Below are 17,602 nucleotides of genomic sequence, written 5' to 3'. Positions count from 1 at the left end.
CCAAACTTCAAACGCTAGAAATGAAGACTTTATAAACCTAAAATAAATCCTCTAATATCTATAAAAAGAAATTCCAAACCAATCCGAATCGTACTGCGAAGTCTCTATATGGATAATTAGGCGCTGAGAAATAATCGTATCCAGTAAATGCAGCGTTGAAATGTTCGGCTTTTAAAAAGATTCTTGTTTGTCTTATCTTTGCATTGATAAAAAAGTCTAACCTTGGAAAATTCCCAAGTTTAGTTTCATTTTGAGTATAAAACTCAGCTAATATAGGATCATATGCATCCATGTTATACTCGGTGAAATAATTTAATGTCACTCCAGTTTGTAAGTATAAGGCATCTTTAAAAAAATGATTTGCGTAATATAATGTATTTCTAGTAATAAGCTGAGGCACATTAATAACATTATCTCCATTGGGAACTTCTTGATACATTATGGTATTGTTTAAAGCAAACTTTCCATATTTAAATTCTTTACTCGCTTTTACTCTTAAATAATTTATTGTGCTTTTAGATTGAACTGGTTTAACTAAATTATTATCTCCTTGTTCAGCGAAGTAGACATAATTATCAGTATTAGTATAATCTACTGTTAGGGTTCCAATTTTTTTAGCATCAACAATAAACTTTAGCTGACTTGTTTGGACATTATCAAATGTATTAGAGTTATCCCAATTGTAATTGATATATTCATTCTGAAATAATAAAAAATTAAAATTAGGTGCACTGCTATTATAATTTAATGCTGCTTGAATTTTTATCCCATCTGTAATTTGATAGCCTGCATTTGCAGAAATAAAATTACCATCAAATTGTCCTGAAACATTCAATCCTGCTTCAACCCCAAGATCAACTTTTTTAATTTCCTTCTTGTACGAACCTCCAATAGAGACTGTATTATCTTTAATTCTGTTTTTAATTATTGTACCGTCAGATAAAAGTGTGACTTGGTCATAACCATAATTATAGTCATGATAGTCTAAATTAAATTGTATGCTTCCGATAACATTACTATTGATTAGTCCATAAAGCCTAGCATGAAAATTTTCTTGTGTAACTCTATCTCTTATGTTTCTATCAACAAAAGATTCACCAAAAACTTCATTTGACATAGTTTGGTCGTACTGAAAATATTTATCTTCAAATGAAATAATATTGCCGATTTTCAAATCATACTTTGATAAAGAATCAATAGATTTAATTGCATATTGATGCTCTAAATGAAATCTTTTGCCTCTAAGCATACTTTCAGCATCTTCAAATATGGGATCAAACACAGATCTATCAATAAAATCTTCTTCACCAGATTGAAAATTTACCACGTCTTCATCAGTAAGCCCACCATTTTCTTGATTTAACAAGTCTTGAGTGACCATATGAAAACGAGCGGTATATCTTTTATTCTTGGTTGTATAATTTGTTGTAAACCTAAAATTACCTGTACTAGTCAGTATGTGTTGGTAATTTCCTAACGATCTTAGCCCTTTATATGCCAACGAAAAATTGAATTGTTTAGATGTGTTAACTGTAAAAAATGCATCGAGTAGCTGACCTTGTTGAAAAGCAGTTTTAAATAAAATTTCAGTTAACGGTGTTGGTACATGGTAATAATTTATGTCCTCAATTTCCATGTAATTAAAATGCCTTGCTCTTGCACCAAATTCTGGCAATGTCTTTGAGTCGTATATATTTTTACTTAAACTATTATATGTTTGTCCTAGATTGGAAAACGGAATGAGTTCAAAGTTATCTTTACGTAAGTAATTAAATTTGAACTCTTTTTTAATAGTTAACGTAGTATCAACAAAAGTGGTATCATTCTTATGAGAAATAACTAAATATTGATCTATAGTGGCATTCTCATTTTTTAATCCCTTATTTGATGTACTTCTGCGATCCACTTTAGTAGTATCGATACCTTGTTGCGGAGGAGCACTTTGAATTCTTTCAAGCTTTTGTGCAAAAACAAATGTGCTTAAAAGAAAACAAAAACATGAAATAATAGTCTTTATAAACATTATAGACTCTGCATTATCAATTTAAATTTTGTCAAGATAAAAAAAGAAGGTGTAAAAATACACCTCCTTTTTTTACTTTTATAAAATTAAGTTACTTATTGTATAACTATCTTCTTTGTAACTTTATTGTTTCCATTACTGATACTCACCAAATAAACACCAGATTGTACATTGCTTAAGCTAATGGTCTCATCAAATTCATTAGCACCATCATATATATTCTTAAAAATAGATCTGCCTCTTATGTCGAATAACTGTATGTTAACATCGTCATTAAAATTATTAGATGTAAACTTGATACTGAATTCTCCAGAATTTGGATTAGGATAAATAGATAAATTATTAGCAAAAGAATTATCATCTAAGCTTAAAGATGCTCTTATTTCAAAATCTCTTCTATTTATATTGTAAAAAATATTATCAGCAGATTCTACCATAAATCTACAAGTTGTTGAGTCAATTGTATTTGGAATGGTTATATCTTGTGTGCCATCGTTAGGCGTATTTGCTAATAGCATCGTATCAAATGTTAATCCTCCATCAGTAGAAAGTAAAATATTTACATTTGAAGAACTCACAAGACCAGAATCTGTATTAGCAACATTCCATGTAATTGTTTGCGTCGTGTTTCCATCATATACAATATCAAAAGCATTTTGAGAAGTCACAACAAAAGGTCCTGACGTATTAGTAACCGTAACTGTCATACCATCAGAAGCTGTTTGACCACCACTAATATCATTATCTCTTACAGTTAATTCATAGTTGACATCTCTGTTAACCAATACTATTTTCTCCCAACTTGTGGAACTATTAACAATATTAACATAGTCTGCTAATCTAGGAATGTATCTAGTACTATTAGTTTCAGGAGGAAATGATCTTACAATTGGTCCTTCAATAGTAAAATCTCCTGGCAACGCTTCCGGACCATTAACATCTAATTGTTCCCAACAATAACTTAGTGAACTACCATCATCTGTGCCAGAACCAACTAATTTATATGGCGTTCCAAACGGTATGGTAAAATCTCCTCCAGCGTTGGCTGTCGGAGCACCATTTCCTGTTGCTGTTTGTTGAGCACAGGTACTATTTCCTATTGTAATATTTGCCCACATTTGTTGAAGGCTAATTTGATGAAAATATGTATCTGCTACTGGTTGAATGTTTGCACTATTACCACAAATACCAGCATAAGCCATTATAGTAGTTCCTCCACCAGGTTCAGCAGCGGAAAAATTAGTATATGTGCCCGAACAACCTGGAGCGCTCCATGTATGAAAAGCTCCAAATTGATGCCCCATCTCATGCATGATCACATTTTCATAAACTACACCTTCTGGTACACCACCTAGGCCTCCACTTACACCTCTAGCCTTATTGCTTGTACACGGAGTAAATAATTGCGCTAGTCCACTACCTGAAGTACTCAACATATGACCAATGTCATAAGCCTCAGCAATAAACCCATCAATAAATGTTTGACTTTCATTTATTAAAACTCCGATATTATTATTAGTCAAAAACGTATCTGTGATAAAAATGACATTTCTATTATTATTTACTATAGTCATCGTGACAGCTAGTTCATTTTCATAGACTGCATTTACTCTGGTCATTATATCATTCATGACAGCTAAAACTGCATCTTTTTTTATTGCAGTTGAAGCTGAACCCAATCCTGCTTGATTTACATGGTATGTAGCATATTCTTCAGTACAAGACAAAGCTAATCTAAACTCTCTAAATTGACCATCATTTGCATTTCTAAATTCATCCTCAGAGATAGTACTCTCTAGTCCACTTGGCAATTCAACAGATTGATCGTCGGTAAGACATTCTATTCCATTTTCTTCTGGAGAAACATTTTGTCTTAAATACATTATATAGGAAGCTCTATCCTTAGTTAAACAATCAATATACTGAGTTCCTTCTTTAGCATTTAATATAACAGCTTTTAAACCAAAAAGAGAAATACTGAATCTAACTATTTTATTAGCATCTTTTAATGATTTACCAACAAAAGACCTGATATTTGGTAATTCTTCCTGTAACTCAGGAGCTAATACAGATGCATCATAGACTTCATATTTTTCATAACCTTCTGTTATAGACGGAAAATCTACTACAATACCTTGCGAAATACTAGATTGTTTTCTACTGGGTGCGTTCTGCAACTGACTAAATAGTAAATCTAAGTTTAAATTATAGGTATCGTATTTTAATGGCATAGCTATCCTATTCCATCGTTCAGCTGAAATCGTTGCTTCATCAGAAACTTTATCCCAAAATGTAGAACTATCCTGACTGTAACCATTAATTGACAACGCAAAAAACAGCAATACGATCCAACTGTTAAAAAGTATATTCTTCTTCATAATTTTTTTTTACTAAAATAGTCATTTGTTTTCAAAAGTAAAAATAAATAAAAATAGACAAGCAGCTATTTCATTTAACTAGAAAATAACTTTATGGTTATTATATATAAATAAAAAAAGCCGCTATTGAGCGGCTTTTTTTATTTATATAAGTTTTTGTAAACTATATCTTCGTTAGCATAACTGTAAATGGTAAGTCAGCTGGTCCACAACCACCTGATCCACCTTCGAAATCTAACATATTTAACATTAGAGAAGAGTCATCACAAGGCTGAGCAACAGTATTAGCAGCATCACCACCAATTAGTATAAAACCTCCACAACCAATATCGGTATTCAAACCACTACCAATTGCAACAGTACCACCTACGAATGAGAAGGTTACCTCCATTGTGTCTGCTTGAAAAGCTGGTAAATATACAGTAGTGAATTTTCTACTGAATTCACCATCGTCACCTTCTGTTAGTGTTACTGTTTGACCATCAGCAAAAATTGCTTCGCCAAAGGCACCATTTCCTGTAGGAACAGTCAATGTATAATCTCCTATGAAAGCACCAGTTGAAGATGCAAAAGAAGGACATACAGTAATTCTATAACTAGTAGGTCTGTCAGAACCAAATATACCAACTGCTACAGATGCTTTATCTGTTGATTCTAAAACAACATCAAAAACCATAGGTTCAGAAATGCCAGCACTTAATGCTTCAGACATATCAAATTCAATTTCAGGGAAATTTAAATCAAAGTGACTTGATGTTCCTCCTGGATTAATAATTGAGCCTGAGTTTGAAAAAACCATATTTGGATTTGCTCCAGATACACTTTCTAAACTATAACTAATTCTAAGGTCATTAGGCACTACAGGCACATTAACCTCTACAGGTATAGTAAAAGGCGTTGTAAAATCAAAAGCATCTAAACTAATCTGCGAAGCACTAGTTTGAAATTGAACCCATCCAGCTTCCGGATTGTCATCAAATTTTCCTTCATTTTCACCTTCACTATCGTCACAACTATTAAAAGCGAACAATACAAAAGCAAATAAAGAAGCTATTTTTAAAGTATTTTTCATAACTAGATATTAAATTTTGGTTAGAGTAAAGTTTTGAATAGATGTACCTCCACAAGATGCATTAGGATCTTCAGTATAGTTAACAACGTGTACTGTATCTGAAGCTAATGAATAACTACTATTACTAGCACCAGCGCTTGTTAAGATGTAGTATGGTGGTGCACCTCCTGTACAAGATACTGTAATATCAATATCTGGTGTAAGATTGAATAAGTTACAAGCTAAGCTAATGTTAACAGGTAAAACCGTATCAACTCCTGTACCAGGTAAGAATGTAGATGTGAAAACTCTATCTGTTGATGTAGCACCAACACTAACAGTTACTTCTTCACTTGGGAAATTACCATTACTATCTACTAAGTTATACTGACCAACAAAGAAGGTATCAGGAACAGGACAAACTTCAAATACATTAACTGTAATTTGGTTTGAATCCATATCTACCGAACTTGGTAAACCATCTAAAGAGAATACAATTTGTTTAACTGTTGCATCAACTAATCCATTATCTGCACCAGTAATAGTCAACGTACCTTGATAAGAATTAGCAGGTATCGTAACTGTTGCAGGTAATGTGTATGTATTAGGATCTGCAGTCGTTAATTCAGGATCGGTATTTAACACTACATTAAACGTTCTATCACTAGAAGTTGCAGTACTAGAATTAAGCGTAATATCTAATTGTCCAGTATCATCAATTGTCACTGGTAAATTATATACACTTGCCGTAAAAGACAAGAATGTTCTATTTTCAGAAGCCACACCATTGTAGATCACTTGATCAACTGTTTCATCACAGGAAAAAGTAAGCATCATCAACGACAGAGCAAATGATATTTTAAATATGTTTTTCATAATTATTATTTTTAGTTTAATCTGAATTAATATCCAGGGTTTTGAGAAATAGCAGAGTTACCGTTTAACTCATCTTGTGGAATAGCCATAGTGAATCTAAAATCACTAGTAGCTACATCACATATAGCTTCAAAAGAAGCACAGTCTTCAGCTTGTCTACTAAGTCCAAGACCTAACTCAGCCCCAAGACGTTTGATATCTAACCAGCGGTGTGCTTCGTAACATAATTCTTTACGACGCTCTAACATAATATCTGTTAAAGCAGCATTTACATTAGCATAAGTAGCTGGTGTTGCAGTAGAAGAACCTCTAGCAGTTCTCAATGCAGCAACAGTTGTAGCAGCATCAGTTAACATGTTATTTCTTGCTTGTAATTCAGCTTTTATCAACTGAACCTCAGAAGCTCTCATCATTTTGAAATCGTTCAATTGAACACCATCAGCAGAACCTGGATATTTATTAATCAATATCTCATTTGCTGGATCATTAGGCGCAATAATAGTACTTTGATTATTCACATATGCAGCACGACGAGCACCACCTTCAGTATCTAAAATATTATATAACTCATTAGACATTTCAAGGAAACCATCACCAGGTCCTACAAAGTTGAAGTAGAATAAACGTACCACACTTGCATCTCCAGCAACTCTAGAAAGTTTGAATATTACTTCAGTATTATCAACATCTAAGAACATACCAATGTATTGTCCGAAGTCGGCTAAAGGATAATCAGCTAATAGCTGATTAGCCAAGGTCATATTAGTCATACTGTAATCACCTTCAGTTAAAGCAATTCTCAATCTTAAAAACTTAACAAAGTCTTGATTGATAAAGATTGGATTAGAGGTAGTGGCATTAAAAGGATCGAACAATCCAGAAGCTGCATCTAAATCAGCTTTAATAAAAGCTAAATTTTGTGCTACTGTATTTCTTTCAAATGTATCATCAATTTCAGGAACAAAATCAATATTAATAGCACCTAAAGCATTTGGATTACTGTAATCTGTTGTAAAGTATTGCATCACTTCAAAGTGACATACAGCTCTAAGTGCCAACAATTGTGCTTTAATGTGATTAACTTCAACTAAATCATCTCCAGTAAATGTTCTACTATCGATGACATCTAAGATACGGTTAGCAAAGTTAATTGTGGTATATCTGTCATTCCAGATATTATCTGGGATACTACCAGATGTAAAGCTTACAAGATAATTATAATCTTGAGCACCTTGCCCATTACTTGCATTTCCAGATTTTAAGTTGTCACTAAAAATGGCGTTACCATAAAGTGAGTTTCCTTGTCCGTTTCCTCCTGCATCAGGATCGTAAGCTGCATAAACTCCCAACAAACCAGTCTGAATGTCGGCTACTGTTCTGAAAGCAGCATCTTCAGTAAGTTCCCCTTCCTGCACGATATCTGTAGCATCTTCACAAGAAAATGTAAATACCAACGCAGATAAGAATGTTATTTTATAAATATATTTTTTCATATCAATTTGTTATTAAAAATTAATTGTTGCTCCAAAAGTATATATCTTAGGAGTAGGGAACTGACCTCTATCTGTAGTTCTAAAGTTAGATTCAGGATCCCAACCTCTATATTTTGTGAAAGTTAATAAGTTTTCACCTTGTACATACAATCTCATTCCCGTAATAGGTAATTGTTCTAACACACTACTTGGTAAAGAGTAAGCAAAAGTGATGTTTCTCAATCTTAAGAAAGAAGCATCTTCAAGATATCTATCTGTTTGGTTAATGAATGCAACACCACCGAAAGCAGAACCTACACGAGGTACTTCTGTGATATCACCAACATTTTGCCATGCATTAAATAATGTTACAGATCTGTTTCTACCATTTTCAACTGAACCTTGAGAAACGTTTTCTAAACTAGCAAAATCTAAGTTGTTTCTGTAAACTTCAGCAACAAAAGACCATTGTGTTGTAAACTCAAAACCTTTGTATCTGATATCAGAACCGAAACCACCTTGGTAAACTGGATAGATAGATCTATCAGAGAACTGTCTGTCAGCATCAATAAGTGTTTCAGTCAACGTTCCGTCAGGTCTTACGAATAAAGGATTACCGTTTGCTGGATTAACTCCTCCGTATTCTACTAGGAAGAAAGATCCTAATGATTCTCCTTCACCTAATGCTGTAGAACCTCCAAGGTTTACTAAACCATTTGTAGATGGTGGCAATGCTTCGATCTCATTCTTGTTATAAGATCCGTTAGCATTAACCGATATTCTCCAATCGTTTTTATCATAAATAGTATAATTCAATTGTAATTCAACACCTGAGTTTACCATTGTACCTAAGTTAGCCTCAATAGTACCTCCTGTTGCATTCAATAAAGAAATGTTATTGTTTTGGAATAAGTCATCAGTAGTTTTTTCGTATACATCTAAAGTACCGCTGAACTTTCTGTTCCATAAAGAGAAATCAATACCAATGTTCTTTTGTGTTGTCTCTTCCCAGCTTAATGATGTATTTGCTACTTGGCTAGGAACTGTAGAAACAGTACCATTATAACCTGTACCAGCAGTATAAAGGTTACGTGTTTCGTTTGTACCTCCATAGTAACCTCCTCTAATTCTGTCATTACCTGACACACCATAAGAAGCTCTAAGTTTTAATAAGTCAAACGCAGAGTCTTCCATGAATGATTCAGCATCGATATTCCAACGACCTGAAACAGACCAAAATGTACCCCATTTATTATCATCGATAAATCTAAATGAGTTATCTCGTCTGATACCTGCAGCAAATCCATATCTACCGTCGTACTCATAATCGAATTGTCCAAAGATAGACACGTTACCAACAGTTGTTGTGAACTGGTTAAGAATATCAATATAAGGATTTACAGTTGCACCGTTGATTACCTCAGTTGTAGTACCTGCCACGAAAGCAGAACCTGCACCTAATAAACGTGGATCAAGACCAAATTGGTCATAATCAAATCCGTCTAAATGACCTTTTAAATATTCAAAGAAAGCCGTAGCATCTACTTTGTGCTTATCTGCGAAGACATTATTATAATTTAAAGAAAATACAGAGTTAAATCTGAAATCTCTAGTAACTGTTTCTTCTTGGATACCTCCAAACAATGTTGCTGGGTTATTACCAACTCTATCTTGGAATGGTCCTAAAATACTTTCAGGGTGTAATATCTCTAATCTCATTTCATTACTGTAGTCCATACCTAATTGTATACCTGCAGTAAGGTTTTTAGCAAAATTCCAGTTAGCGTTAAAAGACGCTAAAATCTTAACTTCCTCTTCCTTATCTGTATTTAAAGAAAGACTGTTTAATAAAACGTAAGGGAAGTTTGATGCACCTCTACCTAAAATAGCTCCAATATCACCAGGCGCGATACCACCATCTCTAGTGATTGATCCGTCTGGATCAAAAGGACTTAAATAAGGTAATCCTTGTAATGCAGCACTAAATGGGTTAAAGAATGTTGACCCAGAACCAGAACTATCACCTACTTCATTAGTTTTTGAAAAACCTAAAGATAGATTTAAGTTGTAGTTAAATTTATCATCTGCGCTTCTGCCACTGAAATTATTTCTAACAGAGAAACGTTTGAAGTCTGAGCCAATAAATATACCATCTTGCTCAAAATATTGCAAAGATGTAAAATTATTAGAAGTCTCACCACCAGATGAAATCGATAAATCGTGAGAAGATGTTGTTCCTTTTCTAAAGAAAACATCTGCCCAGTTAGTGTTTACTTGGTTTGCTATAGCATTGATTTCATTAGGTGTCAATTCTGAACCTAAACCTGCACCATTAATATTTTGCCAAGTAAGAATTTCTCTTGAGTTCATTAACTCAAAAGGTTGATCTTGTAATTCATTATAACCATAAGAAGCACTGTATCTAAATTTCAATGCTTGATTGTACTTACCTCTTTTAGTTGTAATTACAATCGCACCATTTGCAGCTCTGTTACCATAGATGTTTGCGGCTGCAGCATCTTTAAGTACTGAATAAGTTGCAATGTCATTAGGGTTGATACTTCTAAAGTTATCTTCATCAACAGGAATACCATCTACCACGAATAACGGTTCTACGTTACCATTAATAGATCCTGGCCCCCTTAAGATAATTGTACTATCAGCACCAGGCTGACCAGTACCAGTAGAAATATTTAAACCTGCTACTTGACCTTGAAGGTTTTGAATAGCAGAAGCATTTGCCCTATCTTCGAGCACTTCAGCATCTACTGTGCTTATTGAGGCAGTACTTGTTCTAAGAGACGCAGCGTCTCCATAAGCAACAACTACTACTTCATCTAAAGTAGCAACATCCTCTTGCATTTGAACATTTATTGTACTAGAAGATCCTACTGAGGCTTCAAAATCTTTAAAGCCAAGAAATGAGAACACTAGTGCTTCACCTTCGTTAGCTCTGATAGAGAAATTACCATCAAAATCTGTTTGAACTCCTCTTGAAGTTCCTTTTACAATTACATTTACTCCAGGCAATGGTAAACCATCAGCTGCAGATGTAACTGTTCCTGTGATCGTCTTCTCTTGTGCAAAAGAAAATTGCATCACAAACGCCATGAATAGCGTCATTAACCATGTTAACTTTAATTTCATAAAACAATTATTTGAGTTAGTCTAGCGCAAACATCTTAATAATATATTAAATAAACAAGTATTTCAGCCAAAAAAATGTTAATGTAATTGCTTTTAAAAATTTAGGTGAAAAAGCCTAAGATGCTTGTTTTTTCTATGATTAAGATGCATCGACTTGAAAAAGGTTGCGTTAAAATTTTAACTTTGTTCAAACTTTAACATTTTGAAACTTTATACACAATATTCAGATTTTAATTTAGAATGTGGTACAGATGAAGCTGGAAGAGGCTGCCTTGCTGGCCCAGTTACTGCTGCAGCAGTTATTTTGCCTAAGAATTTTAAAAATTCAATATTAACTGATTCTAAGCTGCTTTCAGAAAAAAAACGAGAGCTTTTGAAACCTATTATAGAAACCGAAGCAATCTCTTATTCTGTAAATCATGTATTTGAAAACGAAATTGATGCCATAAACATTTTGAATGCTTCAATTTTAGCAATGCACCTATCAATTGAAAAGCTTAATCCTGAGCCAAAATTCATTATTGTTGACGGCAATCGTTTTAAACCTTATAAATCTATTCCACATGAAGTTATAATTAAAGGCGATAGTAAATACTTAACGATTGCAGCTGCTTCCATATTGGCAAAAACATACAGAGACAACTACATGGCAAAAATTCATGAAGAATTTCCAATGTATAATTGGATAAAAAACAAAGGTTATCCAACAGTTGAACATAGAAATGCTATTAAAAAATATGGCATTACAAAATACCACAGAAAATCTTTCAGATTATTGCCTGAACAGTTAAAATTAGACTTCTAACTTTTTATATTTGTAAAAAATATTTTCGATGAAAAAAATTTGTCTACTGATTCTTTTGTCAGCACTACTCTTCAATTGTCAAAATGATTCAGATACAACTCAAGATATTTTAAACTATATACCTGAAAACACTTCATTAGTAATCAAAACCAATTCTCTTGAAAGTTTAAAAAGCTCTATAAATAATAATAGTTTACTGAAAGAGCTTGGCATTTACAATCAGGTTAAAAGTTTTAATCAGTATCTCTTTCCAACAAAACACATTAAGCCTTCTGAAGCATTATACGTTTGCCTATCAAAAGATATTAAGGATAGTTTAGAGGTAAGTTTTATGACCTACAATAGCAATTTAGTTTTTGAATTAGATTCAATACCAAACTTCATTGCTGAAAAATTCTCATCAAAAAATAAAACTATCACAAAATTAAATGTGAATAAAAAGATTTTTTATTCAACAACTATTGATAGCATTCTATTCATATCTAACCGTCTTAGATTAGTAGAGAACGCATTTAATAGCACACAATATGACTCTGAATTGAAAAAACTATTAAATGCGTCTAACCCTGAAAAATCAGTTTCTATTCTATTAAATCTAAAACAAGAAGGGTTTTCGCCTAAAATTTTTAACAACTCTGAGTTAAATACTGTCAAATTATCAAACCATTTACTTTTAGATTGTGATTTTTCACAAAATGATATTATACTAAACGGAATTACTAAAGCATCAGACTCAATTGAAAGTCTAATCAATGTATTTAAAGGAACTATCCCACAAGAAAATGAGATAGCAACCATTATACCTAGAAACTCAGACTATTTCTTAAGCTTAACATTTAATAACGTTAAGCTTTTTGAAGCAAACCTTTTAAAACACAAAAAAACAGACTCTATTACAATAGCCAACAACGATCATCTATTTGAAACAATAATTGAAGCAGGTATGGTTAGTTACAATAATGAAAATGCTATCATATTACGTTCTTTAGACGCCTTCAATACACAAGAAAATTTATCACAATCTCTAAACAAGACCTTTAGGTCTGTAGCTATATATAATTTTGAAAAACAAGAAGTTCTCGCTAAAATTTTCGAACCATTTATTGCTAATATCAATGCAACATATTATTTCAATATTGATGATGCTTTTGTGTTCTCTAACAGCATGTCATTTTTGGAAACTATCATCTCTAATTATCAAAATGGAAATACTTTAGCAGAAAACGAAAATTTCAAAAATATGATGCTTAATTTGAGTGATGAGTCTTCGATATTTATTTATGTAAATGACAGAGAATTGAACAACGTTATAAACACCAATTTTAATGACGATAAAAACCTAAACTTAAGCCAATATAAAACTTCAGCTCTTCAGTTCATTTATGATACTGATTATGCACATGTAAATGCAGTAATAAAAACTCAAAAATCACAGCAGAAAAACAATACTATATCTGAAGAGAAAACTATTAATATAGACAATTTAATACTCTCTGATATTCAATTAGTTAGCAACCACACTAACAATCAAAAAGACATCTTGGCACAAGATATAGACCATAACTTATACTTGATTTCAAATCAAGGGAAAATCTTCTGGAAAAAACAACTCAATGAGAAAATATTAGGAAATGTATCTCAAATAGACATGTATAAAAACGGTCGATTGCAATTAGCTTTTTGTACAACAAAAAGCATCTATGTTTTAGACAGAAATGGCAAAGATGTTTCTCCTTTTCCATTGAAGTTCAATGATAAAATTACTCAACCACTTTCAGTCTTCGATTACGATAAAAAACGAAATTATCGTTTAATGGTTAGTCAAGGAAAAAAAGTACTCATGTATGATCAAAGGGGCAAAATTGTAACTGGTTTTACATATAAATCTGCAAAAAGCAATATCAAAACGCAGCCAAAACATTTCAGAATTGGCAAAAAAGATTACATTGTATTTGCTGATGGAAATACCTTAGAAATTTTAGATAGAACTGGCAGGAGACGCGTTCATGTTAAGGAGAAAATAGAGTTTTCAAAAAACAACATTTACCTATACAAAAATAAATTTACAACAACCAATAATAGTGGAGAGTTACTACAGGTAAATACAAAAGGTAGTATTGCACACAGCAACCTAAATCTAGATGAAAACCATACAATTACTACAACTAATAAAACTTTAGTTACCTTAACAGACAATAAACTAACCATAAAGACCAATACTATAGATTTGGACTTTGGTGATTATACACAGCCAAAAATATTTTATATTAATGACAAAATTTATATAAGTGTTACCGACTTACAAGCAAAAAAAGTATACCTCTTTGACAGTCAAGCAAAACTCATTAATAACTTCCCAGTATATGGTAATTCATCTATAGAAATGGATGATGTTGATAACGATAATGCTCTAGAAGTTATTGTAAAAGGCGATAACAATACCATTATAATTTATGAAATTAAATAAGCCTATCAATTTGCTCCACTCATACATAAAAGTGAGCTAGCCATACATTGCTTTTTGTTTTCTTGTAATTTATAGTTATTTTTAAACACACTATTAATCAATCTATTACAGAAAACAATGTCAAAAAAACTGACTACAGTAATCTTTCCCCTTTTTTACTTTTTACTATTACACATTCCACTCGCTGAAGCCCAAACTAAGAAAATCAAACGTCCTAAAAGCTCTGTTGGTATTTCTAGTGTAGATAATTTTGTTAGAGAATCGTTTGATCTTTATGATAAGGTATACAAGTATGATGGTTATGCTGCCGCTGGTACTCCGCTTGATGATGAAGACATAGATGTTTTAGAAGAAGCATTAGCAGAAATGACTGCCTTAAGTGACGCTGCACCAGATATAATTTCTGATCTAAATGGTGTAGGTGTTTTAAAGCAAGGCAAAGCCACGCTTCAGATGAACAAGGCAAAAAAAGCCCTTTCTTACAGCATAAAAACAGCAAAAGAGTTATTACTGGGTCAGCGTGAACTTGAAGAAAAAGATGAGGAAAACCCAAACAATGACTCAAATGAGGAAAACTCTAGCGACAGTAATACTTCTGAGCCTAATGACAACGAAACTCAAGAAACACCTCCTAACATATCTGATGATTTAGAAGTTTTAGGAAAATTTGATTTTGTTCCGGGTGATAAACTTTTATTTTTTGATGATTTTTCAAAAGATTTCATTGGAGATTTCCCTAGTCAATGGAACACTAGTGGTTCAGGAGAGGTCGTAAAAATAAATTCTGTAGATGGGAAATGGTTTGAAATGAAAGCAGGTTATGGTATTACTTACATTCCTATCTTACCCGAAGATTTGCCAGAGGAATATACCATTGAATTCGATATGCTCTTAGCTGGAGTAGATAACAAGACCTCTTCTACAGCTCGCGTTAGTATTACTCTTGATGATAATAATACTTTCAAAGCCGGAAGAAACAGTGCTACCGCAGAATTACCATTAGGACAATTTGGAGCATTTAACATTAGACTTCATAATAGAATAAACGGAATTACTGTTATAAACAGTAGCTTAGCCTCAGATATAAGAACAGATGTTTTGAATAAACCTCATATATCTATTGCTGTAAATAAAAGACGTTTTAGGCTTTGGGTAAATCAAAAGAAATATATTGATGTCCCTCAATTGGTCGCTCCTAATAATGCTATAAAAGCTTTAAAATTTAATCTTTATGGACTTAAAGAAGGAAAAGATCGTGCATTCATAAGTAATTTAAAAGTAGCTGAAGGCGGTTTAGATCTGAGGCGTAAATTGATGTCTGAAGGGCGTATTTCTACTAACGGTATTTTATTCAATTCTGGTTCAGATGAAATTCTAACGCAATCTTATGGTATTATTCGACAAATCTCTCAAGTACTATTGCAAGATGACACCATAAAACTGAAAATTGTTGGACATACTGATTCTGATGGTGATGACAATTCAAACATGAAACTATCTAAAGCACGTGCAATAGCTGTTAAAAATGCTTTAATCAATGTGTATCATATTTCAGAAAACCGATTACAAACAGACGGAAAAGGAGAAACTGAGCCTGTAGGTGATAATAAAACGCCTGATGGTAAAGCTCAAAATAGACGTGTCGAATTTATCATGCAATAATGAAGTAACCAAGTCTAAAGTCCTCAATCATTAAAACACCAAAGTTTTCTTTGGTGTTTTTCTTTATATATTTTGTCAATTTCTGTAGTATTGTAAAACAAAAATTGCACCATGATCAAACGCACAAAAGCTTCCATCTCAAAATGTATTCTTCACAAAGTTGGAAATAAATTCAACAGTACAAAAAACGCATTTTCAGAGCGAGAGTTAGAATTTGATGAAGTAAGCTACGACCTAATTTTACCTTATCTTTTAAAACCTTTTAGCAATATTTCTGAAACATATCGTTTTAATCATCATTCAAATATTGATCTCAATGAAATTAATAGTTACGCTTCTCAATTATTAGATGACAATTCTAACTTTATAGACGTATCAAAATATATCGTAACTCATTTGTTTGAACAATCCAATTCATCTCAAATAAAAACTGGCGATGTCATTATATGTATTTTTCACGATTTGCAATATGAAAATTATCTTACAGATGCTGTTGGTGTTTTTAAAATTGAAAATAAATCTCATTTTTTTCAAACTTACCTAGAGAACAACAGTTATGATATCATTACTCAAAAAGGAATAGCAGCAAAAAAAGTAGATAAAGGTTGTTTAATCCTCAATGCTGCTGATGGTGAAGGAAAAATTATTTTAAGTGTAGACCATAATAATTATGATGCACAATATTGGATAAAAAGTTTCTTAAATGTTAAATATCCTGATGATTCGAATGAGCATACAAAAAACTATATTGAGATGTGTCGTGAATTTTCTAAAGAAATCATGCAGCCACAATTTGGTGGTCAAGAACAAAGTAATTTTTTAGCTAAAGCTGTTGACTTTTTCAAGGAGAATGAAATTATAAACATTGAAACGTTTAAAGAGGAAGTCTTTGAAAAAGAAGATGCCATACAACTTTTTGAAGACTACAAAAAGACCTATGAAAGTGATCATAATATTTTGATTAGAAACCAATTTGACGTTTCAGAAATTGTTTTAAAAAAGCAAAAACAAAAAATTAAAACTGAAATAAAATTAGACACCAATATTAAAATAAAACTAGATGTAGATGCTCCAGATGCCTCTGCAGAATATCTTGAACGAGGTTATGATGAAACTAAAAAAATGCATTTTTACAAAGTGTTTTTTAACGAAGAAGGATAAATGAAATACTTAATTATATTATTAGCATTAGCCAGCTTTTTATCGTGTATAGATGATAAAAAGCCTCCTTTTAATTTACCTCAAAGTCCAAAAACTCTTATCGCTGGTGATTCAGCAAAATCTTGGAAACTGGCTCGTAGATTCAATAATAAAACCAGAATGAATATGGGAGACTGTTTTTTATCGTACCGAGTTACATACTTAACAAATGGTTATATGCATGATAATAATGCAGAACAAGAGAATTGTGGCGAAACTCTAACGGCAGACTGGATCATATACCATAGCAAAGACAATTATCCTTATATAAAACTAAAAAGTGAAAAACTCAAAAAACTAATGCATTTAGATAAAGACTATAAATTTTTTAAAATTTTAGATTTAAATGAAAACCTAATGGTCTTAGAGTTTAGACACAAACAATTTTCGTCAAAAGAATCAACAATTGTAGATTTTTTGGTCCCTGAAGATGTTTCTATAGATGATCGGGAATTTCACTGGTAATACTAAAAATATGCTGTAATGAATATATTTGTATCTTATATAATTTGCTTCTTGCC

11 protein-coding genes are annotated in these 17,602 nt (G+C 32.3%); 5 read left to right on the top strand and 6 right to left on the bottom strand.

Annotated features, from left to right (window positions below; all coding sequences use genetic code 11):
- Positions 1-58 precede the first annotated feature (58 nt).
- The 6 genes from Q0876_RS13345 to Q0876_RS13320 all read right to left on the bottom strand — a co-directional run bounded on the left by Q0876_RS13345 (position 59) and on the right by Q0876_RS13320 (position 10,947).
- A complete protein-coding gene (locus tag Q0876_RS13345) occupies positions 59-2,023 on the bottom strand; it encodes a putative porin (RefSeq protein ID WP_299228686.1) in 1,965 nt (654 codons plus the stop codon).
- Between the two features lie 95 nt (positions 2,024-2,118).
- Positions 2,119-4,401: a M12 family metallo-peptidase gene (locus Q0876_RS13340; protein ID WP_299228684.1), complete on the bottom strand. Its 2,283-nt coding sequence runs from the start codon at positions 4,399-4,401 to the stop codon at positions 2,119-2,121.
- Positions 4,402-4,564: 163 nt separating this feature from the next.
- The gene (locus Q0876_RS13335; RefSeq protein WP_299228682.1) at positions 4,565-5,473 is read right to left on the bottom strand and encodes a hypothetical protein; all 909 of its coding nucleotides are present in this window, start codon (positions 5,471-5,473) and stop codon (positions 4,565-4,567) included.
- 9 nt (positions 5,474-5,482) lie between these two features.
- On the bottom strand, positions 5,483-6,328 hold the full coding sequence (locus tag Q0876_RS13330; protein ID WP_299228680.1) for a hypothetical protein: 846 nt from the start codon (positions 6,326-6,328) through the stop codon (positions 5,483-5,485).
- A 26-nt stretch (positions 6,329-6,354) separates the two neighbouring features.
- Complete coding sequence (locus Q0876_RS13325) at positions 6,355-7,821, bottom strand: RagB/SusD family nutrient uptake outer membrane protein (protein ID WP_299228678.1); 1,467 nt, start codon at positions 7,819-7,821, stop codon at positions 6,355-6,357.
- A gap of 12 nt (positions 7,822-7,833) precedes the next feature.
- The gene (locus Q0876_RS13320; RefSeq protein WP_299228676.1) at positions 7,834-10,947 is read right to left on the bottom strand and encodes a SusC/RagA family TonB-linked outer membrane protein; all 3,114 of its coding nucleotides are present in this window, start codon (positions 10,945-10,947) and stop codon (positions 7,834-7,836) included.
- A 202-nt stretch (positions 10,948-11,149) separates the two neighbouring features.
- On the opposite strand from Q0876_RS13320, the gene Q0876_RS13315 reads away from it, so the two are divergent.
- The 5 genes from Q0876_RS13315 (at position 11,150) to Q0876_RS13295 (ending at position 17,546) form a co-directional block, all read left to right on the top strand.
- Entirely contained in the window at positions 11,150-11,752 is a 603-nt protein-coding gene (locus Q0876_RS13315; protein WP_299228674.1) for a ribonuclease HII, read from the top strand.
- 28 nt (positions 11,753-11,780) lie between these two features.
- Positions 11,781-14,219 (top strand): ribonuclease HII, encoded by a 2,439-nt coding sequence (locus Q0876_RS13310; RefSeq protein ID WP_299228672.1) that lies wholly within the window; start codon positions 11,781-11,783, stop codon positions 14,217-14,219.
- A gap of 117 nt (positions 14,220-14,336) precedes the next feature.
- Positions 14,337-15,881, top strand: coding sequence for an OmpA family protein (locus Q0876_RS13305; protein ID WP_299228670.1), 1,545 nt, complete (start codon positions 14,337-14,339; stop codon positions 15,879-15,881).
- 111 nt (positions 15,882-15,992) lie between these two features.
- A complete protein-coding gene (locus tag Q0876_RS13300) occupies positions 15,993-17,042 on the top strand; it encodes a nucleoid-associated protein (RefSeq protein WP_299228668.1) in 1,050 nt (349 codons plus the stop codon).
- Positions 17,043-17,546, top strand: coding sequence for a lipocalin family protein (locus tag Q0876_RS13295; RefSeq protein WP_299228666.1), 504 nt, complete (start codon positions 17,043-17,045; stop codon positions 17,544-17,546).
- The last annotated feature ends 56 nt before the right edge of the window (positions 17,547-17,602 follow it).

This window comes from uncultured Psychroserpens sp., from assembly GCF_947503375.1.
In the GTDB taxonomy this organism is placed as follows: Bacteria; Bacteroidota; Bacteroidia; order Flavobacteriales; family Flavobacteriaceae; genus Psychroserpens.
This window is presented reverse-complemented; position numbering and strand designations above follow the sequence as displayed.